The 22482-nt window shown below is 69.3% G+C and carries 34 protein-coding genes; all 34 read right to left on the bottom strand.

Annotated elements, in window-relative coordinates; all coding sequences use genetic code 11:
• Nucleotides 1-759: a phage tail tube protein gene (locus BN2660_RS12820; RefSeq protein WP_091232640.1), complete on the bottom strand. Its 759-nt coding sequence runs from the start codon at nucleotides 757-759 to the stop codon at nucleotides 1-3.
• The gene (locus BN2660_RS12815) at nucleotides 756-1193 is read right to left on the bottom strand and encodes a phage tail terminator protein (protein WP_091232637.1); all 438 of its coding nucleotides are present in this window, start codon (nucleotides 1191-1193) and stop codon (nucleotides 756-758) included. Before BN2660_RS12815 ends, BN2660_RS12820 begins: the two co-directional genes overlap by 4 nt.
• Entirely contained in the window at nucleotides 1186-1509 is a 324-nt protein-coding gene (locus tag BN2660_RS12810; protein ID WP_091232634.1) for an HK97 gp10 family phage protein, read from the bottom strand. Before BN2660_RS12810 ends, BN2660_RS12815 begins: the two co-directional genes overlap by 8 nt.
• Before the next feature lie 6 nt (nucleotides 1510-1515).
• A complete protein-coding gene (locus tag BN2660_RS12805; RefSeq protein WP_091232631.1) occupies nucleotides 1516-1842 on the bottom strand; it encodes a hypothetical protein in 327 nt (108 codons plus the stop codon).
• On the bottom strand, nucleotides 1839-2204 hold the full coding sequence (locus BN2660_RS12800) for a hypothetical protein (protein WP_141651296.1): 366 nt from the start codon (nucleotides 2202-2204) through the stop codon (nucleotides 1839-1841). Before BN2660_RS12800 ends, BN2660_RS12805 begins: the two co-directional genes overlap by 4 nt.
• A gap of 15 nt (nucleotides 2205-2219) precedes the next feature.
• Nucleotides 2220-2633, bottom strand: coding sequence for a hypothetical protein (locus tag BN2660_RS12795; RefSeq protein WP_091232627.1), 414 nt, complete (start codon nucleotides 2631-2633; stop codon nucleotides 2220-2222).
• On the bottom strand, nucleotides 2633-3550 hold the full coding sequence (locus BN2660_RS12790) for a phage major capsid protein (protein ID WP_091232623.1): 918 nt from the start codon (nucleotides 3548-3550) through the stop codon (nucleotides 2633-2635). The genes BN2660_RS12795 and BN2660_RS12790 overlap by 1 nt, the downstream gene beginning before the upstream one ends.
• Before the next feature lie 10 nt (nucleotides 3551-3560).
• On the bottom strand, nucleotides 3561-3929 hold the full coding sequence (locus BN2660_RS12785; RefSeq protein WP_091232618.1) for a DUF2190 family protein: 369 nt from the start codon (nucleotides 3927-3929) through the stop codon (nucleotides 3561-3563).
• Between the two features lies 1 nt (nucleotide 3930).
• The gene (locus BN2660_RS12780) at nucleotides 3931-5160 is read right to left on the bottom strand and encodes a head maturation protease, ClpP-related (RefSeq protein WP_091232615.1); all 1230 of its coding nucleotides are present in this window, start codon (nucleotides 5158-5160) and stop codon (nucleotides 3931-3933) included.
• Nucleotides 5157-6665: a phage portal protein family protein gene (locus tag BN2660_RS12775; protein ID WP_091232611.1), complete on the bottom strand. Its 1509-nt coding sequence runs from the start codon at nucleotides 6663-6665 to the stop codon at nucleotides 5157-5159. Before BN2660_RS12775 ends, BN2660_RS12780 begins: the two co-directional genes overlap by 4 nt.
• Nucleotides 6666-6678: 13 nt before the next feature.
• Complete coding sequence (locus BN2660_RS12770) at nucleotides 6679-8349, bottom strand: terminase (RefSeq protein WP_176697187.1); 1671 nt, start codon at nucleotides 8347-8349, stop codon at nucleotides 6679-6681.
• Nucleotides 8309-8947, bottom strand: coding sequence for a terminase small subunit (locus tag BN2660_RS12765; protein WP_091232601.1), 639 nt, complete (start codon nucleotides 8945-8947; stop codon nucleotides 8309-8311). Before BN2660_RS12765 ends, BN2660_RS12770 begins: the two co-directional genes overlap by 41 nt.
• Nucleotides 8944-10239, bottom strand: coding sequence for a DNA methyltransferase (locus BN2660_RS12760; protein WP_091232598.1), 1296 nt, complete (start codon nucleotides 10237-10239; stop codon nucleotides 8944-8946). The genes BN2660_RS12765 and BN2660_RS12760 overlap by 4 nt, the downstream gene beginning before the upstream one ends.
• Nucleotides 10240-10367: 128 nt before the next feature.
• Nucleotides 10368-10814: a hypothetical protein gene (locus BN2660_RS12755; protein ID WP_091232595.1), complete on the bottom strand. Its 447-nt coding sequence runs from the start codon at nucleotides 10812-10814 to the stop codon at nucleotides 10368-10370.
• Nucleotides 10815-10828: 14 nt separating this feature from the next.
• A complete protein-coding gene (locus tag BN2660_RS12750) occupies nucleotides 10829-11146 on the bottom strand; it encodes an HNH endonuclease (protein ID WP_091232592.1) in 318 nt (105 codons plus the stop codon).
• A gap of 504 nt (nucleotides 11147-11650) precedes the next feature.
• Nucleotides 11651-11992, bottom strand: coding sequence for a hypothetical protein (locus tag BN2660_RS12745; protein ID WP_141651295.1), 342 nt, complete (start codon nucleotides 11990-11992; stop codon nucleotides 11651-11653).
• A gap of 201 nt (nucleotides 11993-12193) precedes the next feature.
• Complete coding sequence (locus BN2660_RS16465) at nucleotides 12194-12529, bottom strand: hypothetical protein (protein WP_141651294.1); 336 nt, start codon at nucleotides 12527-12529, stop codon at nucleotides 12194-12196.
• Between the two features lie 359 nt (nucleotides 12530-12888).
• Nucleotides 12889-13167 carry a hypothetical protein gene (locus tag BN2660_RS12735; RefSeq protein ID WP_176697186.1) on the bottom strand — a complete coding sequence of 93 codons (279 nt, stop codon included), beginning with the start codon at nucleotides 13165-13167 and terminating at the stop codon, nucleotides 12889-12891.
• A complete protein-coding gene (locus tag BN2660_RS16635) occupies nucleotides 13164-13328 on the bottom strand; it encodes a hypothetical protein (protein WP_176697185.1) in 165 nt (54 codons plus the stop codon). The genes BN2660_RS12735 and BN2660_RS16635 overlap by 4 nt, the downstream gene beginning before the upstream one ends.
• On the bottom strand, nucleotides 13325-13561 hold the full coding sequence (locus tag BN2660_RS12730) for a hypothetical protein (RefSeq protein ID WP_091232584.1): 237 nt from the start codon (nucleotides 13559-13561) through the stop codon (nucleotides 13325-13327). The genes BN2660_RS16635 and BN2660_RS12730 overlap by 4 nt, the downstream gene beginning before the upstream one ends.
• Nucleotides 13562-13879: 318 nt before the next feature.
• The gene (locus tag BN2660_RS12725) at nucleotides 13880-14377 is read right to left on the bottom strand and encodes a hypothetical protein (RefSeq protein ID WP_091232580.1); all 498 of its coding nucleotides are present in this window, start codon (nucleotides 14375-14377) and stop codon (nucleotides 13880-13882) included.
• Nucleotides 14374-14925: an ASCH domain-containing protein gene (locus BN2660_RS12720; RefSeq protein ID WP_141651293.1), complete on the bottom strand. Its 552-nt coding sequence runs from the start codon at nucleotides 14923-14925 to the stop codon at nucleotides 14374-14376. The genes BN2660_RS12725 and BN2660_RS12720 overlap by 4 nt, the downstream gene beginning before the upstream one ends.
• The gene (locus tag BN2660_RS12715) at nucleotides 14922-15263 is read right to left on the bottom strand and encodes a hypothetical protein (RefSeq protein WP_091232573.1); all 342 of its coding nucleotides are present in this window, start codon (nucleotides 15261-15263) and stop codon (nucleotides 14922-14924) included. Before BN2660_RS12715 ends, BN2660_RS12720 begins: the two co-directional genes overlap by 4 nt.
• Nucleotides 15260-15901: a hypothetical protein gene (locus tag BN2660_RS12710; protein WP_091232568.1), complete on the bottom strand. Its 642-nt coding sequence runs from the start codon at nucleotides 15899-15901 to the stop codon at nucleotides 15260-15262. Before BN2660_RS12710 ends, BN2660_RS12715 begins: the two co-directional genes overlap by 4 nt.
• Nucleotides 15898-16242: a hypothetical protein gene (locus tag BN2660_RS12705; protein WP_091232564.1), complete on the bottom strand. Its 345-nt coding sequence runs from the start codon at nucleotides 16240-16242 to the stop codon at nucleotides 15898-15900. The genes BN2660_RS12710 and BN2660_RS12705 overlap by 4 nt, the downstream gene beginning before the upstream one ends.
• Nucleotides 16239-16439 carry a hypothetical protein gene (locus tag BN2660_RS12700; RefSeq protein ID WP_091232561.1) on the bottom strand — a complete coding sequence of 67 codons (201 nt, stop codon included), beginning with the start codon at nucleotides 16437-16439 and terminating at the stop codon, nucleotides 16239-16241. Before BN2660_RS12700 ends, BN2660_RS12705 begins: the two co-directional genes overlap by 4 nt.
• 10 nt (nucleotides 16440-16449) lie before the next feature.
• Nucleotides 16450-16794, bottom strand: coding sequence for a hypothetical protein (locus tag BN2660_RS12695; protein ID WP_091232557.1), 345 nt, complete (start codon nucleotides 16792-16794; stop codon nucleotides 16450-16452).
• On the bottom strand, nucleotides 16791-19244 hold the full coding sequence (locus tag BN2660_RS12690; protein ID WP_091232554.1) for a phage/plasmid primase, P4 family: 2454 nt from the start codon (nucleotides 19242-19244) through the stop codon (nucleotides 16791-16793). Before BN2660_RS12690 ends, BN2660_RS12695 begins: the two co-directional genes overlap by 4 nt.
• Complete coding sequence (locus BN2660_RS12685) at nucleotides 19241-19564, bottom strand: DUF4406 domain-containing protein (RefSeq protein WP_091232551.1); 324 nt, start codon at nucleotides 19562-19564, stop codon at nucleotides 19241-19243. Before BN2660_RS12685 ends, BN2660_RS12690 begins: the two co-directional genes overlap by 4 nt.
• The gene (locus BN2660_RS12680) at nucleotides 19558-19785 is read right to left on the bottom strand and encodes a hypothetical protein (RefSeq protein WP_091232548.1); all 228 of its coding nucleotides are present in this window, start codon (nucleotides 19783-19785) and stop codon (nucleotides 19558-19560) included. Before BN2660_RS12680 ends, BN2660_RS12685 begins: the two co-directional genes overlap by 7 nt.
• Nucleotides 19786-19835: 50 nt before the next feature.
• Nucleotides 19836-20606, bottom strand: coding sequence for an NADH-quinone oxidoreductase subunit E (locus tag BN2660_RS12675; protein WP_091232544.1), 771 nt, complete (start codon nucleotides 20604-20606; stop codon nucleotides 19836-19838).
• A gap of 22 nt (nucleotides 20607-20628) precedes the next feature.
• On the bottom strand, nucleotides 20629-21621 hold the full coding sequence (locus BN2660_RS12670) for a hypothetical protein (protein ID WP_091232542.1): 993 nt from the start codon (nucleotides 21619-21621) through the stop codon (nucleotides 20629-20631).
• A complete protein-coding gene (locus tag BN2660_RS12665) occupies nucleotides 21618-21953 on the bottom strand; it encodes a hypothetical protein (protein WP_091232541.1) in 336 nt (111 codons plus the stop codon). Before BN2660_RS12665 ends, BN2660_RS12670 begins: the two co-directional genes overlap by 4 nt.
• The gene (locus BN2660_RS12660) at nucleotides 21950-22462 is read right to left on the bottom strand and encodes a hypothetical protein (RefSeq protein ID WP_091232538.1); all 513 of its coding nucleotides are present in this window, start codon (nucleotides 22460-22462) and stop codon (nucleotides 21950-21952) included. The genes BN2660_RS12665 and BN2660_RS12660 overlap by 4 nt, the downstream gene beginning before the upstream one ends.
• Nucleotides 22463-22482: the final 20 nt, after the last annotated feature.

Genomic DNA, 22482 nt, shown 5'->3' with positions numbered 1-22482 from the left:
TCAGGCGCCGCGTTCGAACGTGTACGGCGTCGACGCGCCGCCTGCGGTCGTGACGACCACCGGCACGGCGCCGGCGTCACCAGCGGGGAGGACCGCGATGATCGAGGCACCGTTGATCACCTCGAACTCCGATACGACGTCGCCGTCGATCGTGATCGCGGTCGCGTCGAGCAGGCCGCTGCCGGTGATGGTGATGAGGCCACCAGTGACCTCGCCAGCCGGGCTGATCGTGGTGATCAGCGGAGCTGTGAGACCCCACCCGGGGAACGGGTTGACGATGGGCTCGAACTCGCCCTTGCCGGTGAGGGTGACCGACTTCACCTCGATCCCCGAGTTGTCGGTGTTCGATCGGGTGATCTCCACCGTGACCAGCGCGCGACCGGCGTCGTTCGGGTTCGGGGTGCCGACCTCGGGCTTGTGGTACCAGCGCACGTCGAGGACGGCGCCTTCACCCTTGGCCTTCGATGCGGCGACGAGCGCCTCCAGCTCGGGCAGGTAGAGGCCCGTGTTGACGTTGCGGTTGCCCTGGATGGTGAACGAGGTCGCGAAGCCGCGGCCGGTCACCTCCTCGTTGGGGCTGCCCATGTCGTCGTACGTCTGCACGTCGGTGTTCACCGGCGGGTGGGTCGGCTGCCAGGCGCTGATGCGTCGGAACGGCTGCCACACGGGCGCGCCGGGCGTGCCGAGGTTGCAGTCGATGCCGTATTCGAAAGACTTCCCGAGGACGGTGCCGGCGGGAAGAGGGACGCGGTTGCTCATGATGAGGCCTCCAGGTTGTCGAGAGTGATGAGGTAGTTCTCGGTGCGCTCTTCGCGACCGGTCTTGTCTGCACCGAGCTGCGAGAACGAGGTGCGGATGATGCTGGCGATGCCGTCTCCGCGGAGACGGTTGTCCAGCACGATGAAGAGAACATCGGCGAGCCGGTCGGCGTCGGCGATGTCGTCGCGGCGGCCACGTACGTGGAGCTGCACGCGGCGTCGGGACAGATGAGGTTCGTCAGCGGGGCTGTAGACTCGCACGCCGATTGCCCGGTCTGGTGTGTCGAGGACGCGGCCGTAGAAGATCGCGACCTCGGACGATTGGTAGGCGGGACCGTGCGGCCGCCATTCGAACGTCGGCACCCGTCCAAGGATCTCGGCCAGCCGAGTTGTGAGCTCGACGTCGAGGGTCAGGTTCGCGGGTGCGTCAGCCATCGAGGGCCTCCTCTACCGCCGCCGCGACGATCTCGGCGATGTCGGTCTCGTCAGCTGCGATCTCGAGGAACTTCGCTCCCCCGCCGTCGTCGTGGTCCCAGTCGAGATGCTCGTGCTGGAAGACCGCGTGCGGGGCGGTGTAGCGAACCGCGACGCTGAGGTCGTCGACGACGACGCGACCTGAGCGGCGGAGGTCGCCATCGTCCTTCGGCGCGAGTTGATTCGAGCGCTTGAGGATCTTGCGGGCGGCTTCCTTCATAGCGTCCTGCGCGGCGGCTTCAACCATCGACAGGACGGGATTGAGCTCTCGCACCATGTCGGCCTACTCCAGCCAGAGGATCTGGTGGGAGGGCAGCGGCGGCGGGTTCTCATCACGGCCGACGCGCAGCACTCGTGCTGTGCGCTCGGCGGATCCGCCCGGCCACACCGTGACCAGGGAGCCAACCGACACATTCGACTCGAGAGGCACCGTCACCCGCGACGACGAGACGACCTCCTGGCCGTCGTCATCGCGGACGAGCTGCTGCACGTCGATCGTCTCGGAGCGCAATCGCCGCTTGGCTCCGAGCCCGGCGCCCATGCCGGCGCCGGCTGTGCGGTCCTGGACATCGACGACATCCGGGAAGAAGAAGTCTCCGGGGAAGCTCATGTGTACTCCCCCTCGGGCCAGACGCGCGCCAGAGGCCGCGCTTTCGGGAAGTGGCCCCGCGGTAGCCCGGAAGCGCTATCCGCGCCGCAGAGCGACTGCAGGGACACGCGCGCGTCCTCGCTGAACGCGGCGTCGATCTCCCGCCACGTCATTGCGGTGCCGTTGCGGCTGAACGACTTCGCTCGCTCGTACCCGGCGGCGGGCAGAGCGGCGATCACGCCCTTGAGGATCGCGATCGCATCCTTGCCGGTGTCGTCCTCCGCGTCGAGGGTGTCGAGGCAGGGAGCGATGATGCGAGCCCGCACCAGCACACGCCGGCCGAGATCCTCGTCCGAGCTGATGTCCTCGTGTGTGATCGGCATCATCGCTCCCCTCAATCAGGACTGCTTCGCAGCAGTCGTCTTCGCGGCCGGAGCCTTGGCGGCCTCGGCCTTCTTGGCATCCGCCTGCGCCGTCTCGAACACCGCCTTGTCGGCCTCGAGCTGCTTGGCCGCCTCCGCGACCTCGTGCGCCTTGTCGACGACCGCCTGGCGCGCTTCCGCGAGCTCGGCGTCCTTCGCCTCTTCGGCGTCCTTCACCGCGGCGTCGATGTCGGCCTGCGTCAGAACCTCGATCGGCTCCTCCTCCACGACCTCGGGGGCGTCGTCGATCAGGCCCTGCGTGCGGGCGTGCTCGATACCTTCCTCGGTGATCGCGTCGGAGTCGAAGACCGCCCCCTCGTAGAGGTACTGCTCGCGGCCGTCACGGGTGGGCAGGACGGCGACTGCGGCCGTCACGATGAGCGCGCTCATCACAGGCCCGTGTTCGTCAGGGCGACACCGGCCAGCGGCTCGGTGACGACGGGGACGGTGACGCGACGAGCGCGCAGGGTGTAGCCCTCGGGCTTCTCCTCGCGGATCGTCTTCGCCTCGACGCCGAACGCCTCGGTGCGCACGTAGCCCGGACCGCCGAGATCCTCGTCGGCCATGCCGCCGAGCTGCTCGCGGTCGACCAGGAGCGGGTTCGCGCCCTGGAAGTGCGGCGTGGTCGCCCAGGTGAGGCCGAGCGCGTCGACGGGCAGGTTGCCCTGGATCGCCGTGGCACCCGACTCGCGCGGGAGCGACTTGTCGTCGATCAGCATGCCGATGACCTTCGCGTACTGCGCCGGGCGCAGGACGACCGTGTCGAGGTCGATGCCGAAGCCGAGCGCCGCACGCTCCGCCTGGATCGTCATGAGCGCCTCGACCGCGCTGCCTGCGGTCGTCCACGTCTCGAGCGACGCGAAGGTGCTCGTCACGCGGGAGGCGATGACGGCCATCGCGACGCGGTCGACGTGGCGAACGACCGTGTTGACGAGGCGGGTGATGCCGCGGTTGACGTAGGCGATGCCCTGGCGGGCGATCTTCTCGTCGCTGACCACGGAGTCGAGGCCCCACTTCACGGTGCGAGCCGAAACGACCTCGCCCGACTCGAGGACCACGGTCGGGTACTCGCCGAGGGGCGAGATCGCTTCCGGGTCCTCGCCGGCGAAGATCTGCTCGCCGGTCTCGTAGAACACGCCGCCGCCCTGCGCCGAGAAGCGGCCCGAGAGCAGGAAGTCCGCGATGAACTTCTGGTCGGCGAGCTCGGCGACGCGGTGCGCGATGACGGTCGGGTTGGACAGGAGCAGGTGCAGCTCCGCGGTGGTGAGAGTCCCCTCGGGGTGCTTCACCGGGTAGGTGTAGGACACGTCATCTCCCTCAGATGAACAGGACGTCGATGACGTCGTTGTCGGCGGCAGCGGCCTCGAGGGCGATGCCGATGGCGTTGGTGCCGGCGCCGATGGTCGCGATCTTCCCGGCCGCGGCCGAGACCACGCGCGCGCCGACGGCGATCGCGCCGGATGCCGTGAGCCGGTGCACGCCGCCGGAGCGAGCGAACACAGTCACGCGAGAGCCGACGGCGGCGTCCTCCGCGGCGACGCCGAGGACCTTGGCGGAGTCGGCGCCCGAGGGGACGATCGCGTTCGCGGTCGACACCTCGACGAGGCGTCCGCCGACGACCGGCGTGGCGCCGACGGTCAGCGGCACCTGCGCGCCGGGGTTGAACTTGGGCAGGTAGTCAGCCATCTCAGGCCTCCTTCTTGGTCGTGCCCCAGCCGGCCTTCGCGGCGAGACGCTGGTTGTCGGTGACGGCCTCCGACTCGCTGTGACCGATCTCGGCCACGGGGATGGTGCCCTTCGGGAACGACGCGAGAGCCGCCACCGTGCCGGCCTCGTCCTTCCCGAGCAGAGCGAGGAAGTGCTCACGCGACGCGGGGGCGATGCGGCCCTCGTTGATCGCGTTCTGCACGATGCCCTCGCGGCGCTGAGTCTGCTGCGTCGCGTGGGCGGTCGCGCCGAGCGCGGCCTGTCGCTGCAGCTCGGCGAAGGCGCCGGCCTCGACGACGACCGAGCCATCGGCGACGGGGGCGGCGGCCGGAGTCGCCTCGGCCGCCGGGGCGGCCGCCTCGTCGGGTTCTGCGCGCTCGGCGAGAGACTCGTCAAGCGCGGCCAGGAGCTGCTCATCCGTGAGGGCGGTCTCGGTCACACCGAGCCGCTCGCGGAGGCCAGCCGTCAGATCTTCGTAAGCCACGAGATCGTCCTTTCGGTTGGGGTCACCCGGCTCGGTTGAGCTCGGGAGTTCAGGGAGCGTGGCCTGCGGCGAGCGATCGCCTCGAGGCCGCGCGAACATGGACATGTCGAAGCGCGCGCGGGCGACGGGTGCAGCGTCGGCTCCTTCGATCCGATCGGCGAGCCCGGATTCGAGCGCCTCCTCGGCGGTCATGAACCGGTCCTTCGGCATCTCAGCGAGCCAGTACTCGATGCTCTTGCCGGACTTCTCCGCGTAGATCGACGCGATGTTCCGGTCGAGCCGTTCGAGGTCTTCAGCGGCAGCGCGCATCACCTCGGCGTCGCCGGAGGCATACCCGATCGCGTTGTGGATGTAGACCTCGGAATTGCGCGACATCACCATCTCGTCGCAGCCTGCCGCGACGAACGACGCGGCGGATGCGGCGATGCCCTCGACGACGGCGACGGTGCGCGCGGGATGCGATCGCAGCGCGTTCAGGATCGCGAGCCCGTCCCATACCTCCCCGCCGGGCGAGTTGATCAGCAGGCGGATCTCCGTGATGCCGTCAGGCAGCGCGTCGATCGCGGCGTTGAACTCGCCGGCCGACACACCCCAGTCGCCACCCCATGCGTCGATGACGTCGTAGAGCCGGAGCGTCGCGACACCGTTCGCCACGACGGGAGTCGGGATCTCGGCGCGTGCGGTGAGTGCCGCAGCCGGCGGCCGGTTCGGCTTGAAGGGGTTCATGCGGCTTCCTCCTCGGGAACGATGGGAACCGGGTCTGGCTCCTGGTCGGGCGCGGCGTCCGGGTCGATGTCGGCGCCGGAGCGGCGCACGAGCTCTCGGATCTCTCGGCGGGTGAGCACCTTGTCGACGCCGAGGTACGCCTTCTGCAGCGTCTCCGCGGCGAAGCGCGCCTGCTCGGCGTCGGTCGCGGTGGCGATCGTGGTGACGAGCTCGTCGGTACCACTGGGCGTCACGGCCGGGCCATCAGGGTCGGGGATGATCTCGGCGAGCCGAGCGGGGAGACGGAGCAGCTCGCGGATGTGACCCTCGAGCGCTTCGTCCGGGGTGATGACCTTCGCGTCGACGAGAGCACGGATCGCATCCGCGGTGACCGGATTCTCTGCGCCGATCTTGGAGACGACGAGCCGCGGTGCCGGTTCGTCCGGTCCCCAGTTCAGATCGACGTAGTCCTCGATCACGTGCTGCTGAGTGACGTCGACGAACTCCGCGGCGACCGCGTTGAGCGAGTTCGTGAAGATCGACTCGAGCGTGTCACCGAGAGCGTAGGACCCCGTCGAGTCGTCGCCGCCGAGGTTGAGGACGTGAGCGAGCACGGCACGGGCGATCTGCTCGTCGAAGTACTGCAGCGGTCGGTTCGTGTCCGGGAGCTTGCCTGTGAGGGCGAGCAGCTCGAGCTTCGCGCCGTGCGGGATCGACGCACCGGAGTCGTCTCCCGCACGGAAGTCCTGCGCGATCTGCAGGCCGGCGTCCTTCTCGGACTCGACCCACGCCTTGTGCGCATCCGGATCCGCGCCGGTGGGAACGGGCGCGCTCGTGTAGACCGGCACGCCGAGACCGTTGCGCTCGATCGACATCGTCTGCACGCGCAGCACACGATCCTTCAGCACGCACATCTTGTACGCCGAGCGCAGCAGCGACTGACCGATCCAGTTCGCACCCTCGCGCTCGTTCACGTGCACGACGAGATGGTTGATCGGGATCTTCACCGCGCTCCGCTGGCCCGACAGGAGTCCGTGCTGCGTGATCGCTTCGAGCCCGCCGTCGGGTGCGACGATGAACTGCGAAATCGTGCGCGGCGGTCGCCATGCCAGCTTCTTAAGCCGCAGCAGTCCGAATGCGTCCGGCTCGTAGACCTGCTCGAAGACCGAGTGGCCGTAGACGAGCGAGAGCAGCGAGAGGCGCAGGTACTCCCGGAAGGACAGCCGGCCACGCGTGCGATGCGGCGGGATCGGGTCCTTGCCCTTGATCGTGAGACCGAGGTCGGCTGCGATGCGCTCTACGACCTCGTCGCGAGCGTTGCCCTGCTCGAGCTGGTAGCGCGCAGAGAGGATCGGCAACATCATCGCGCGAAGCACCGAGACGACCTGCGGCTCCTCCCGCCGCATCTTGTCGTACGCCTCGATCGAGAGCGGCCACACCAGCTGCGCGTTCGTCTCGTGCGCCTGTCCAGCGAGCGCCGCCCACGTCGGGAGCGAGGTCGTCTGGTAGCCGATTTCTTTAGCCACGCCGGGCCTCCTTTCAGAACTGCAGGGTGCGGAGGCTCTCGCCCCGTGCCCGGATGTCATCACCGCCTCGAGCGCGCTGCAGCGTCGTCGCCTTCGGAGGCGGAGGCGGGATCACGACCGGCGGGGCGGGCTCGAGTACTTCGAGCCCGTAGAGCGCCTCGGTCATCGCGACGAGTCCCGCGATGTCGATCGGCTGCGACTTGTGCCGCGACCAGGCGAGGTTCTCCGCGTACTGGGTGACGACGCCGCCCTCGATCGCGAGATCGATGGGAGGCTGCTCGAGGACGACGAGGCGGCGATCGCGGACGCGATCGCGCATCCGGCCTGTCGCCATGGCGAACGCTCCTCCGTCGAGCGCGTGAACCTGGATGCCTAGCGCCTTCAGCGGTTCGATGAACTCCACCGCCGCGGTGCCCCGCGCCTGGATCACGACCTCGTTGTGGCCGGAGGCTTCGGCGAGCTCGGCCATGTAGTCGGGCACCCAGAGCATGCCGGCGCGGCGAGCGTGCACCGTGGTGAACGGGCGTCCGTCAGCGGTCATGACGGCCGCAGCGATCCAGGTGGTGGAGCGGTCAGGTGTCGAGGTGTCGATCGCCCAGACGGTGCGGGCCCCGCGCGGGATCTCGATGTCAGCGACGCGAGTGTGCCGCGGCCTCCACTCCTTCGGCGAGATGAACGAATGCACCTTCGACGTGACCCACTGGCAGAGCACCTCGGTGCGGTAGCTCGCCTCGAGCATGTCCCGGGAATCCTGGAGGCACATCTCGACAGTGATCTCGCCGTGCCCGATGCTCGGGTTCGCCTGCAGGATCGCGTCGACGTCGTCGAGCGCGCACCCGTCAGGAGCCGACCATTCAAACAGCGCCGAGGTGGATGCGGCGATCTCGCCGTTCGCGTAGGCCTCGAGCTCGTCGAGCCCGCGCGCCAGCCACTCCTCGATCTCGACGAGCAGGTTCGCGCGCAGCTTGCGGAGGACGACCGAGCGCACGTCACCGGCGTTCGAGATCCCCCAGAGCTGCGAGTTGAAGATGGCCTTCGTGGTCTGCGCGACCGAGTCCCACGCGTCGAACGTCTGCTGCTCGCGCATCTCGTCCATGAGAACGCGGGCCGCAGCCTTGCCGCGGCCGCCCTTCCGAGACGCAGCGCGGACCTCGTAGTGCGCTCCGTTGCGGAGGTAGATGCCGGGCTGCCCGTTCTTCCGCTGGACCTTCTGCACCAGGGCGGCGAGAGCCGGCACGTGCCCGTCGTTCTCGAGGTCGCACCAGCGGCCGGTGAGGTTCCACACGTCCTGCGCGGTGTCGAGGTTCTGCGCCGTGCCGAGCACCTTGAAACGGAACGGCGGCAACCGCTCCTCGAAGCGGTCGGAATCGACGAACAGCCACCAGGCGGCGAGCACCGCAGCGAGCAGACTCTTCCCGTTCTGGCGCGCCACGAGCACGATGACACGACGGAAACGGAAGGTTCCATCGACGTTCAGCTCGAGCGCGTGGATCAGCAACCACTTCTGCCACGGGTACAGCGCGATGCCCAGGAACACGAGCGCGAACTCGATCACCTCGAAGCCGAGCGACGTCTCCTCGGTCAGCGGCCGCAGCGGGCGCGTCCACAGCCGCGGCTCCTCCGAGCCGACGAGGCCGGTGAAGTCAGCTTCCTCCGCCTCCGCGACGCCGCTGCTTGAAGTCACCAAGGTCAACGGGACCCCCCTTCGGCGCATCCGTGTCGGCCGGCGCATCCGGCGCGGGCAGGGATGCCTGCAGAGCAGCTCGCGCAGCCGGCGTCGCGCCGAGCTCGCGCAACCCGTTCCACAGGTGCGGCAGCAGGTACAGGGCCTTCGTCGCCTCGAGCGAGGTGCCATTCGCGACCGCGTGATCGATCTGACGAGCGACCTGCCGACATGACGCGACGAGCGCCTCGTCGGCGTCCTGCAGATCGAGCGCGCCGAGCGACTTCTCCAGCGCGTCGGTGATCGCGTTCTTGATGCGCGTCGGTTCACCGATCAGGCGCCGGCGATCCTCCGCGATCCTCTGCACACGGTCGAACGCGGCGACATCGCCGCCGAGAGCCTTCGGCCAGTAGACCCGGTGAAGGGTCTCCAGCCGCTCAAGGTCGATGATGCGCGACGCGGTCTGATCGAGCGCGATCGTCGACGCGTCGATCGCCTTCTGGACGATGCGCTGCGCGGTGGCCGCGTTCTTCACGCCGACCTTCGGCGCGATCTCCTCGTACGTCGCTCCGGCCTTGAAGAGCGTGAGCGCGATCTTCCACTGCTCACGCTCGGTCATGCGTCGACCGTGGTGAAGTCGACCGGCTGACCGTCACGAACGGGGACGATGCCGGTGTGCTCCTGGAAGCGCCGACAGATGACGTCGGCGTAGGCAGGGTCCAGCTCGACGAGGAACGCCTTCCTGCCGAGCCGGTGCGCGGCGATCAGCGTGGAACCGGAACCGCCAAACCCATCAGCGACCCAGGCACCGGGCGCGCACGAGTTGACGAGCATCCGCTCGACGAGCTCAACGGGCTTCATCGTCGGGTGCTCAGCCGAGCGCGACGGACGGCGGACGTCGAACACGGTCGCCGAACGGTTGTCGCCGTGCCAGTGCGGGCCGCCGCGGCCGAGGCGACCTTCGCCACCCGGCGCGAAGCCGTAGGCGATCGGATCATGGTCGCGCTCGACGTCGATCTCGCCGGCGAGGATCGGCTCCGACTGGTAGTGGTAGTCGGCGCGCGACAGGACGAACCGGTCCTTCACCCACATCAGGGTCTGGCGGTAGCGGATGCCGAGGTGCTCCATCGCCGTCTGCAGCGGCACGCGCAGCGCGTCAGCGTGAGCGACGTAGACCGGAGCGCCCGGGCGGGCCATCTGCACGGCCACCTCGAGGAACGCGATCGACACGGCGATCGCTGCGGCGGGCCCGTCGTTCTGGATCGTCATGCCGGTCCCGCCCACGTAGTCGACCCCGTACGGTGGGTCCGTCCAGATGCAATCCCACAGGACGCCCGCGGGCATCGCCGCGCGCACCGCTTCGAGGTCGCCGGACGAGCCGACCAGGAGCCGGTGAGGTCCCAGCATCCACACGTCGCCGGCGCGAGAGATCGCAGAGTCGGCATCCGGCAGCGCCGGCACGTCGTCAGGATCGGTCAGCGACACCGGCGTCGACAGCTGCGCGAGCAGCTCGTCGAGATCCGACGCCGCGTACCCGGTCCCGGCGAGGTCGCCGGCGGCACTCATCGCGGCCACGAGGTCGACCTCGTCATAGGCACCGAGGTCCGCGAGCCGGTTGTCGGCGAGCACGATGCGGTGCGCGGTCGCGTCGTCGACGTCGACGGTCGTCGCCTGCACGGTCGCCCATCCGAGCGAGCACGCCGCGAGGTAGGTGTGGTTGCCCGCGAGGATCTCGTTCGCGCGTCCGGTGTGCGTGCCGACGTTCACGACGATCGGCCGATACTGGCCATGCGACGCGAGAGACTCCGCGATCGCCCGAACGTCGCCGCGCCGCGGGTTCCGATGGAACACCTGCAGCTCCGCGACGTCGAAGGAGGTGACCTCGAGGCGAGTCACGGTCGAATCGGCCATGCGGATGCCTCACTTCCTGCGCGTGCGCGCGATGGGGGTGCCCAAAAATGCCCGGGGAGAGAGGACCACTCCCCCGGGCTGTGGTCCGCCCCCGGCCGGGATGCTGGATTTTCCGAGGGGTGGGGGTCTCACGCCTGCCAATCGGTGGCGGTGCAGACGCTGAGCAGGCGTGGGGAGGTTCGGAGGCCGAGCAGCCGGGTCAGGACCTCGACGGTCTCATCGATGCCGTACTCGACGCCGGCGTGTCCGCCGCCCTGACGTCGCAGCTGGTCGACGGAGATGATGCGCTGGTCGCGCGGTCGGAGGTCGTACTCGCGGCGCAAGTGGTCGGCCATCTGCGCCGAGGGAACGATGAGTACGCGGGTGACGCCGTCGGGCGCCGCGAGCAGCCAGCGCATGGAGAGGTGCGTCTTGCCGGTCTGGCGCTCGTCGACGAGGACGTGGTGCGGGCCGTCGGTGATGTCGGCACGTTCGAACTGGCGGCGGTCTGCCCGGGACTCCTCGAGTGCGGCGCGGTGCTCGGGCGACGGGTCGATGTCGAGGGGCGAGCCGATCATGCGGTGCGGGAGGGTCATGGGATCTCCGTTCGTCATAGCCACCAGGGCGGCATCTGTTCGCCGAGGTCGAGGGCTGGTGCGCCGGCGCCGCGTTGCTGGTTGCAGAGGGTGTGCGAGTGGCGGAAGTTGTCGGGGTCGGATTGCAGCTCGGGGTGCGTGGAGACGGGGTGGAGGTGGTCGAGGTTGTGCGAGTCGGGGGTGCTGCCTTGGGCGGCGGTGTAGTCGATGGGTTGGTGGCAGAGCCAGCAGTCGGCTTCGGGGTCGCCGGCGGCGTCTAGTCGTTGGCCTTCTTCGAAGAAGGCTTGGCGGAGCTCGTGGTCGCGGCGGGTGTTGGTGCGCTGGCTGCTCACGTCGGGGTGCCTCCTGGTGGTCGGGCAGGGCGCAGTTTGGGTGGCTGAGCAGGTTGGTCGTGCCGTGCGCGCGTATAGCCAGGTCACTTAGTTACTAATCAAAGAGCTGTGGCGATTCAGATAACTGCGCCCTACTGCGCCCTGTGGTGGGTAGTTCGGCGGAATGACGGGGAAGTTTGAGGGTCCGGTTGGCTTTTTCAACTGCGCCCTAACTGCGCCCTGGTGGTGGAACTGCGCCCTCCGCTCGGGCGGGCAGGGCGGGGTTTCAGGGCGCGGTTTGCGGTGGGGTGTTCGAGGGGCGCCGGCGGGTGTGGCTGGCGCCCCTCGTGCGGTGCAGGTACTCCTCGCCCGAAGAGTCAGCGGGCGGTTCCGAAGAGGGAGTCCTTCGCGACCAATGGCGGGGCTCGCGTTGACACCGGTCGGGGGCCTCGACCGGGAGGAGCAGGCGCGCGCCACCGACAACGCTTCTGCGCCGCTGGGGTGCTCGGACTCCCGGTCGAGGGATCAGAGGGCGACGGTATCGCCGTGGGTGGTGGTGGCCGTGCGGCCGTCGATGGTGCTGATGACGCTCTCGCGCGGTCGGCCGTCGTGGTTGTAGCGGAGGATGTCGCCGACGCGGGCGGTGGCGGCGTCGCCGGCGGTGTGGGTGCGCGGGGTCGTTTCGTCGATCCAGTCGGCGGCCGCGCGGGCTTCGTCGGCGAGCTCGGCGGCGTCGGGGTAGGTCTGGGCGGCGAGGGTGTCGGCGAGCTGCAGGAGGCCGGCGCGGTCGCGTTGGTCGCGGAGGTGGGTGATGTTGCGGCGGTTGACGGCGGTGGTGCCGTGTCCGGGCTCGCGGATAGAGTCCACGTAGCCCTCCAATCGATCTCGAGTCGATGAGGGGTTAGGTCCCGGCGTGTGTTGGTAGCGCGCGTCGGGGCCGTTTTGGTCGGTGACGTCGAAGGCCCCGTGAGCGGTCTGCTCCGGGGCCCTCAACGTTAGTGATCGGTGTGGCGTCCTGCGTCCGACACCTGTACAACCATCAATGTAGGGGTGGCAAACGGAGCCGTGTCAACATTCTGATTCGCGATCGGCGTGTCGGCATCCGCAGCCGCACGGAGCGCTCATCCCTTCGAGGTCGAAGTTGAGTTCGCCCATGCAGGATCCGTGGAGGTTGAAGCAGCATTCGACGCACCTCACGACACCGTCCGCGGCGAGCAGCCGCACCACCAGGTCGGTGGTGACCTCAAGGGCTTCGGCGATGCGGACCGGCTCCCAGCCGTAGCGGTCGAAGACCAGTTGCGCGTAGCGCGCCTGGCTGACTCTCGACTTGCGCGCTTCGCGTCGGATCGCCTCTGCGATTTGATTCGCACCGTCGGATCCATGGTTAGGCTGTAAACCGCTCATCGCTGCCTCCTCAGGCTGGTGGGTGATGGAGCGGCTCCCGTGATTGGCGTCTCGGAGCCGCTCCTTTTTGTATCAGCAGCCACCGTCACCGGTGGCGAAATCAAGAATCCACTGATGGCGATGTGTACGCAACGTCCCCTGTGGATAAGAGTGTGGAGAGCGCGCGGAGAAACGCCGGTATGGGTGTTCGGACTCCTGTGGAAAAGGTTCTTCACAGGATGTGGAGAACGAACAACATCCGCGTAGTTCCGCGGCCTGGGGGCTCTCCACTGGTGTGGATAGAAAGAAGCTTCAACCGGTGCTCGAAGGATGCGACCCGAAATGGGCGTGTGTAGAAGCTCGGGAAAGTCAAAACGGGGTTATCCCCGCTCCGTCGACGATGGGGTCGCGGTGCTTGGAGATGTAGAAGTCGGGTCCTCGCGGTCACGGATCTTGGCGCGGATCCGGTTCTGCCAAACAGGGTCGTTGTCCATGCGCTCGACCCACCAGGCGATGAGGGTGTCCTCGTCGACGACGCGGACCATCTGGCCGCCGCGGAGCTCCCAGCTCATGGGCATGCCCTGGAGTTTCCAGTAGCGGATGGTGCGGCGGGCTCGGCGGACGCGGTGGGCTGCTTCGCGGTAGCTGAGCATCGTCATGGGCGGGGCTCCTGGTCGGTGATGATGAAGCCGCGCGCGCGCAGCAGGCGCTCCTGCCACTCGTGCAGCTCGGCGCCGGCCACGACGAGGAAGCCTCGCGGGACGGTGATCGGGCAGGTGGTGATGCAAGGAACGCCGGCGGCGTCGCGCGCGTCGATCATCGGCGGTACCAGCGGATCTCGAGCACCGGGGCATCCTCGGGGGTCGGTTCGTCGTCGGCGAGGACGATCGCGGTGAGGTGCTGGCGGATGCCGGCCCACTTGCCTCGCTCCTGGAGCCGGCGGGTCTGGACGAGGTAGCGGCGGCCGGTCTGGGTCATGACGACGTGTCCGACGTCGAGTGGGTGGCGGGAGTCGACGTAGAGCTTCACGAGCGCGCCGGCCGGAGCACCCATCAGCGGCGCCGGTCGTCGAGCAGCAGGATGAGCACGCCGACGCCGAGGAGGGCGGTGAGTGCGAGCTGGATGAGTTCGATCATCGGTCGGCCGCTCCTGAGTCGCCGGCGCCGCCTCGCGGCCCGATCGTCGGTGGTATGGGACGGCGGCGGCCGCGAAGCCAGGCACGCGCGAGCCGCTCCTTCTCGCGCTGCGCCCGGCGCTCCTCCCGACGTCCCGGACGGTCGCATTCGCGACGGTGAGCGCGGGTGTAGATGAGGTCGTGGGCGATGCCGCAGCGAGCGCACGGCGGCAGCGTCGGCCTCGGGGGTGTCCTCGTCATCGGTTCTGCTCCTTCCGGATGATGGTGATGCGGTCGGCGTAGGGTGCTCGGACGCCGGTGCCGCCCGGGTACGGGTCGTGGGCGAGGGCGCCGTCGACGTCCCAGACGAGGACGGCGTGCGACCAGTCGCCGCGGGTGCTGCGGCCGGAGAGGATGACGCGGTCGGGTGCGTCGCTGTTGAGCGGGTAGATCGGCGTCCAGGGGTCGGGGACGTCCCATGCGGCGAGTGTCCATCCGGGGCGCACTTTGCCGACCCACTCGATCGAGGCGCGCCACCACTGGGGGCCGAGCGTCGGCCAGAGTCCGTCGTCGACGTCGGGGTGCAGCGCGACGAAGTGCGGGACGTCGGCGATCGGCACCTCGAACAGCGAGGCGAGGCAGGCGCGCCAGCAGTCGCCGGGGATGGCGGCGTTGTCGCCTGCGGCCCATGCGCGGGTGGAGCTTACGTCGGTGTGCTCCTGCAGCTGCTCGCGGAGCGAGGTCGCGACGGTCATGACGTGGCCACCAGTCGAGCGACGGGCTCCGAGTAGCACGAGGGCGGGCATCCGTACGGCGTGCATGACGAGTGCCGCGGGTCGATGTACTGGCCGAGCCAGTCGCCGGAGACGAAGAAGTCGGTGCGGCGGAGGCCGAGCATGCCGGTGTACGGGATCGGTTCGTCGAGTGCGCGCGGGTTCGCGAGCACCAGGTGGTGGCCGGCGCGCTCTGCCCATTCGGAGCAGACGAGCCAGTCGCCGTCGCGCTGCTGCTTGATGCACGAGTCCACGGGGTGGGAGTCGACCAGGTCGACGACGCCGATGATCATGCCGGCGTGGTCGTGCCAGGGCTGCGGCTCCTGGTGCACGCCCTCGTGGCGGTTCATGATGCCGGCGAGCAGGGGCGAGCTCCAGTCGTCGGCGTAAGCCTTCGCGGCATGGATGAGCAGCGGGCCTCGGTAGTCGCCGACGACGTTCGTCGTGCGGTTCTCGACGGTCTTGCCGGCGTGGATGATGGCCCAGGCCCAGGGGTTGCGGACGGTGATCATCCGGGCCTCGTCGCTCATTGGTCCGCTCCCACCAGCGCCCACGGCGACACTCGGCGCTCGACCAGGTGGCGAGTGAGCCGGTATCCGCGCGGAGCCTTCGCCATGCGCTCGATCGCCTGCTCTGCGGCCTCGCGAGATGCCATCGGCGAGTCGACGTCCCCACGGATGCCGTACTCGATCTCGCACTCGCGCTGGAGGATCTCGACGAGCGCCCGGATCGTATCGGCATAGTCGACGAGGTCGTGGGCGTGCACGCCGTAGGTGTGGCCGTCGTTGACCTGCACGCCTTTCGATGCGAGGGCGAGGGCGTGGTCGATCAGCGCTTCCCGTTCGGTGGTGAGGGTCGGTTCAGTCATGACTCTGTCCTTTCGGTGGGTGCGGCCGGGGCCGCGGGTGTGTAGTTGGTGCGGCAGATGACGCAGACCTTGGAGAGCAGCGCCTGGCCGCCGGGGCCGTCGATCCAGTCGACGATCACGCCGTTCTCGCCGCAGCGGGTGCAGAGCTCGGCCGGGGTGCGGCGGGCGGTGTGGGTGTCGAGGCGGTGGCGGGCGCGGCGGATGAGTCGGAAGAGCTGCTCCTCGAGCTCGTCGAGGTCGGGCCAGGACTGGATCTCGTGCACGACGTCGGAGAGCCACGCGTTGGCGGCGAACGCCCACTCGCGGGCGAGTTCGACGTCGTCGGGAAGTCCTGCCGGCATGGTGGGTGCTTCGAGGCCGAGGCGGGATGATGCGACGACGAGGTAGCCGCGGAGCGCGTCCCACACGGCGCGGGCGTTGCGGGACTCGGGGCCGTCGACGAGCGGGATGTTGTCGTAGAAGCCGCCTCCGGTGACGCGCTCCTTGAGCTGCGAGGCCTGCACGCCGCGGACGGCGAGGGCGATCGTGCCGGTGGTCTCGACGACGGCGGGCAGCTGGTCGACGTGCCAGAGGAAGCGGTCGACCCACTCGCGGTACGCGGCGTCGGGGTCGATCGCGTCGAGCGGGATGGTGGTCATCGTGCCTTCCTTGCCGCCTCGTACGCTGCGGACGCCTCCCGGCATGGGTCGCAGCGGCAGCCGAGGTTCACGTAGCCGTTGTGGGTGCCGTGGCGCGGGTCGCTGGTGTTGGCAGCGAACGCAGCGCGCCGGGCGGTGCGGCGCTGCTCGAGTTCGGCCGGTGTGTACTTCGACGCGCGCGGGCGCTTCTGCAGCGCTGGTGGTGCGACAATCTGCTCTGCGACTCGGCCGAGCAGGTCGCCGACGTCAGCGAGCCCGCGCCGGTGAGCCTGCTGCAGAAGTGCGCGGTAGGTGGTGGGACGTAGCCACGCCTTCACGGGGACGATGCGTTCCTCGGTCATCGTTCACCTCGAGCGGTCTGTTCAGCGCGGTAGGTGGCAGCTTCGTCGGCGGCCGCGGTGATCTCGGCCGCGAACTCGCGGGCTTCCTCGATCGAGAACGGGAGGCCGGGTGAGATGGCGATCGCCACGTTGCCGTGGTCGTCTGCTTCGGCCATCGCGAGGGCGATCTCGCAGACGTGCGGGCGGGTGATGGTCATGGTGATCTCCTCAGAACGGTGGCTGGTCGGGGTAGACGATCTCGTCGGGTGCGAGGTCGATGGCGGGCGCATCCCAGACGCGGCCGCAGGAGTGCTCGGGAACCGTGAAGCCCGGTACCGGTTCGCGCGGCCACCACCGGGAGCGGCCGCTGGTGATCGTGTGGCCAGCGCGCTCCTGGATCTGCCAGAGCCGGATGCCGGTGATGATGCACGCGACGATGTGGTCGGGCTTGAGCTGCACGGCGTCGAGGCGGGGTGTGCCGACGAGCACGCCGAGCTCGAAGTCCTCTCGCACCTCGAGTACTCGGCGGTTGCAGCGCGGGCAGTTGATGAACAGCGGGGCCTTGGTCTTCATCGCTGGTCCCACCTGGTCTCGCGCGGGTCGTCGCCCTCGTCCTCTACCTCGGGCGCGTAGAGCATCACGTTCGTGTAGAAGCGGCGGCCGTTGGACTTCGCGGTGCCGATGTCGAACCGTTGCTTCAGCGACCGGCCGAACGCGGTGGTCGTGACGGCGTCCTCGTGCTGCTCCCGGCACCAGGCGTCGTACGCCTTGCGGAGCTCGCTCATCTCGACGCGTGCGGTGTCGCCGCCGCCGACGCGGCAGCGGTCCTCGACGAACCGGCCGAGCTGGTCCTCTTCGGCGCGGTAGGCGTCGGTCGCCGCGTAGACGACGTCGGGTGTGCGGAGTCCATCGGCGGCGTAGTCGACCGCGCCCTGGATGATCCAGGCGAGGATGCCGGGGCCCTCCTCGTCGACGAGCCGCGTCTGCAGGTTGTCGATCTTCTCGGCGTCGGGCACGGAGTGCGTGAACGGGATCAGCCGCAGCCGCCGCCACACCGAGTCGCCACCGGTCTCGACCTTCGGCTGGCTGTTGCCGAGCAGGAGGAACGTGTGCGACGGGGCGAAGTCGAAGAAGTCCTTCCCCATGAATCGGGCGGTGATCGTGTCGCCGCCGGTGAGGGCCTTCATCTTCGCCTCGTCGAACTTGGTGTCCTCGTTGATCTCGGACGTGATGACGAGCCGGCGGCCCTGCAGCATCGCGAGCTCGGTCGGGTGTTTGGTCGGGCCGACGACGAGGAAGCCCTGCGGGGCGGATGTCGCGTAGTCGCCGGCGATCGCCGAGAGGACCTCGGCGAACACGCCCTTGCCGTTGCCACCGGATCCGTGCGCGAACGGGAGGACGTGCTCGATGACCTCGCCGATGAACATCAGCCCGGCGAGGCGCTGCATGTACCGCTCGAGCGGCGCGTTCGATTGGAACGTGGTCTGCAGGAACCTGTCCCACAGCGGGGTCTTCATCGTCGCGTCGGGGGTGACCGCGGTCTGCTTCGAGTGGAACAGTGCCGGCGTCGGGGCGGCGATCGCGCCGGAGCGCAGGTCGACGACGCCGCCCGGAGTGTTCAGCTGCCACGGGTGGCGGTCGAACTGGGATGCGGCGATGCGCATGGGCGGCGCCGAGCGGGCGAGGCGGACGGCGTCGGCGATCGCGCGGGCACGCATCGACTTCAGCCGCCACGCCTTCAGGTGTGCGTTGTCGGTCGGGATGCGGCGGATGACGTCGCGGGCCGCTTCGATCGCGGGCCCGTCGTCGGGGTGCCACGCCCACCGGGTGCCTTCCCAGGTCACCCACTTGCCGGCATCCGGGACGTAGCGCAGCTCGCCCGAGTACTCGGCGACGAGCAAGCGGGCGTTGCCGTCGTCGGTGAGGTCCGCACTGTCCGACCCGATCGTCGCGGCCGGAGCCGTCGCGGCTGCTGTCGCGCCGACGGCGGCGATCTGCGTGCCGGTCGACGTCGTGCGCGTCGCCGGGGTGAGCTCGCGCGGGGCACGGAAGCCGTGGCCGGCGTCGGCGAGCGCCTTCGCCGCCGCCGCGTGATCACCGCGGTGGTTGAGCAGGGTGTACGCGCCGAACTTCGTGTACGGCACCTCGGGCTCGAACTCCGTCGACGACGTGAACACGAACAGGCGATCGCGGTCGCCAGCGTGGCCGGTCGTCGCGCTGATGCCGTCGTTCTTGCCGGGCCGGCGCCAGTACTTCGTCGCGCCGCGGGAGAACACGTGCACCCAGCCGACGAGGATCTCGGACCAGTCGGTCTTCGCTTCGAAGTCGTCACCCGGGGTAATGTCGCCGGCGGCCGCGTGGAACGTCGTCGACCACTTCGCGTCGACCGGTCCCCCGCTGGTGACAGTCTCCTCGGGCGGCATCGTGTCGAGCGCGGCGTGCACGACGGCGTGCAGCTGGTCGCGCTCCTCGCGGGTGATCGTCGGCATCGCGGTCGGCCCGCCGACGAGACGCAGCCACGGCCGCCCGGTGGGGTGCACGGCACCGGCAGACGGAGCCAGCACGACGAACCCACCGGTGCCGCGCGTCTCGGCCAGCGTCTCCCGGTACGGCGGCTCGGCCTTCGGTCGTTGGGCGACCTTCTGGTTGCCGGGGACTGCGCCGCCCTCGACCCGGTACATGAGGTGCAAGCCGCCCGAGGGCGACTGCTCCGACCAGCCGGCGACGAGGCGGTCGTAGAGGGGGCGGAGGCCGGTGCCGTCGAGCAGCTCCAGCACGTCGCCCATCATGGGCATGGCGACGCCCTCGACTTCGAGCAGCTCGACGTCGCCGAAGCCGGTGACGAGGCCGACGCCCTGCTCCAGGTCGTTGTCGAACCAGGCGCGCAGCTGCGGCTCGTCGGCGGCCGCGGCCGAGTACTCCTTCCACGCGATCCGGGGTCGCTTCGTGCCGTCGGCAGCGACGGGCACGACGGACAGCCCGGCCGCGTGCAGCTCGAGTGCGGTGGCGAGAAGGGTGGTCACGCGGCGTTCTCCTTACGAGCGTGGGCGAGCCACCAGGCGAGCGGTGCGACGCGCAGCCCGAGCGTCGCTCCGACGTTCACCTCGAGGCGGGCGCCGCCAGACGCCTCCCACCCGCCGAGCAGCGCGACGCCGTCGCAGCGGATCAGCTGAGCGAGCCCGGCCCGCAGCCACCCGTGGTAGTCGTCCGGCGTCGGGTTGTCGTTCGTCGACGGGTCCTCGACGTCGAAACCGGCCTCGCGGAGCAGCGCGGCCGCGGCACGGAACGCCGGGTAGTTGAAGTTGGGCAGGCCGGTCATGGGGCCAGCGACGTAGATCAGCATGAGCAGGCTCCGGAGGTGGCGCGGACGGTGAAGCAGACGGGGCAGACGTCGCCCGGGTCGAAGTCGAACTTCGTGCGCGGGCACGAGGCGTGCCTCCAGAGCTCGAAGTGGTTCGGGCGGGTGATGCGGTCGCCGCCCTCGTACTGGCCGCCGCAGTCCGAGCAGGTGCCTTGGTGGCGTGCGATGACGATGATCGGGTGATCCGTGTTGTTGGTGCTCATGTGCCCGGGCGCGGAGTCGAACCGTGCCTGCGACCATCCGGGCGCTTCGTTCAGAAGGGGGTGTTGTCGTACGTCGCGATCGCCTGGGGCGACGCGTTGATCGCGGTCGCGATCGTCGCCTCGGGGATGCCGGCCGCGCGGAGCTGGTTCAGCTGCGCAACCTGATCGCTGGTGAGCCCGCCGGCGTGCTGCTGAGGTGCGGCGGATGCCGCCCACGGCTCCTGTGCGGGCTGCTGCTGGACGGGCTGAGGCGTCGACGGGACCTGAGCGGGCGCCTGCTGCTGCTGCGGGACGAACGCCTGCTGCGGCACGAACGCGGGTGCCTGCTGCTGCACCGGCGGCACGTAGGCGTTCGCGGCGGGCTGCGGCGGCATCGTCTGCTGCTGAACGGGTGCCGCGACCGCGGGCTGCTGCGCCACGAACGCCGACGTCGGCGCCGTGTACCGCGCCTGGTAGAGCTTCGCCGGGTTGGCCGGGTTCTTCGACGCCGGGTCGTTCCCGACGTACGTCACGGTCAGCACGCCGCCCGGTGCGATGTCCGTCGCGTTGGCAGCGCGGATCGCCTCACCGATCGCCTTCTTCATGTTCTTCGACGCGACATAGAGCGTGCGCTCGCCGTCGTCGTTCGGGTCGAGGCGCTGCTCGGTCTGCAGGTCGACGAGGATCTGCATCTTCGGGTCGCCGTTGGGCCAGAAGTCCGGCTCCTGCGTGCCGTACTTCGTCTGCTGCCGCTCACGCGGTACCGACTTCACGGTGCCCTGGATGCTGGCGCCGATGGTGTCGAACTTGACACCCTTGCTGCTGGATTCGAAAAGGGACATGTCTTCTCCTTGGTTGGTTTTCTCAGCGGTCGAACAGGTTGATAACCGGTGCGAGCGCCGCTGGCTGCGGCGTCGCGGGAACCGGCCGAGGGGCCGGCGGGAATGCGGGAATGCAGGACGGGTGGATCGTGTGACCATCGGCCACCACGGACGGTGCGAGCGGAAGCCCGCAGTCGTCGCAGAGGAGCGCGATCGGACGAGGCTCTGGCACCGGCGGCGCGAAGGCCGGCAGCGCGCGCACCGGGGCGGGAGTGACCGGCTCGGGGACGACGTGCAGCTCGCCGATGTCGAACAGCGACGCACCCGCGGCACGGTCCTGAGCACGCTTCTCCGCGCGGCACCAGGTGCACCACTGGTCATCGCAGAGCGGCGATGCGGCGAGCGCAGCGTCGATCCCGACGACGGTCAGCATGGTGTGCAGCCGGTTCGTGCGGAGCAGTGCCTCGGCCGCGATGTGGCCGTTGTACGGCTCGCTCCAGAAGTAGGCGCTGGAGAGCTCACCATCACGAGGGAGGAACGCGATCGCCACGGCGCGGCACGGTCCCCAACCCCCGTCGTCGGTGAAGCCCTTGCCGTAGAGGTGAGCCTGCACGCGGTACTGCTCGCTGGGACCGTGAAGCCGGTACTTCGAGAGCTGCTTCGGGCCGACGACCTTGTGGTCGATGACGGTGCCGGTGGGCACGTGGTACAGGTCGGAGTGCCCGGTGATGGGCTGCCCGCCGATCGTCCCGACGGTCACCTCCCACTCGGTGATCCACTCCGTGCGATCGACCTCTCCCCCGCCACGGTTCGCCGCATCGAACCACCGCTCGAGCTGGTCGTGCATCGCGGTCCCGACAGCGGGCTTCCACGCGGGACCACGGTCAGGCTCACCGTCGCCGTTCAGCTTGTGGAGGATCCAGCGATCGCACGGCCGACCCATCTCGGACGGGCCGATGCGCTTCTGCAGCGACCGCGGATGCCGCGTGATCCCGTCCTTGATCACGTTGAGGTAGAGGTCTTCGACGGAGGTCATGCCGCACCTGCCTGCTTGCGCTCGTCGATGATCTGGACCCACTTCGCGGCGACGGCTGCGACCTGGATCAGCTCCTCCCGGACGCGCTCGTCATCGTCTTCCGCGAGGACCTCGAACACTTCCTCGAGCAGCACGGCCGCCATCGTCGACTCGCGGCGCTCGGCCAGCCGGTCGACGGTGGACTGGAGCATGTCTCGCAGCTCGCCGAACGAGTAGCCGAGCAGACTTCCGTCGAGACCGGTGCCGTTGGGGACGTTCTTCGGTGCGCCCCACTTCGCGTCCTGCGCGCCGCGCTCGCGACCAATCTCCGTCAGGATGCCGCCGACGCTCATGCGCGTGCCGCCTCGAGTGCGATCGGCCCGGCGGCCGCGGTGCGGGAGAGCTGCTCGCGCACCTGGATCTCAGCGAGGCGCTTACTGCGCGCCTGGACCTTCGCCGTGACCTCGATGCCCTCGGCAGAGAACACTGAGATCGTGAACGAGCGCACCCGCCCCGGGATGCCGAGTGCGTCGCAGAGCCGGTCGTAGTCCTTGCACAGCCCGAGGCGGTCGGCCATCCGGCCGGCGTCCTCGAACACCCAGGCGACGCGCGGATCCTCAGGGGCGATGCCACCCTCGGGGATCTGCCCGATCAATCGCGGCACGGGCCGGACGGCATCGGCGCCGACGACGAACACGCGACCGCCCCCAGCGTGGCGGACGTTCAGCATGCCGCTGCTCCGGATGCTCGTGATCTCCAGCTCGGCGCCGGCGTCGTATGACACGCGCCCGTACCCCTGGTACAGCGCGCCCGAGCCGCTGCGCTTTGCGACGACGTACTCGCCCCTCGCGTATGTGGCCATGGTCCCCGTCCTTTCTTCGG

It is taken from the genome of Microbacterium sp. 3J1, assembly GCF_001049495.1.
Classification (GTDB): Bacteria; Actinomycetota; Actinomycetes; order Actinomycetales; family Microbacteriaceae; genus Microbacterium.
The sequence above is the reverse complement of the archived record's forward strand: the minus strand, read 5'-3'. Positions and strand labels throughout refer to the sequence as shown.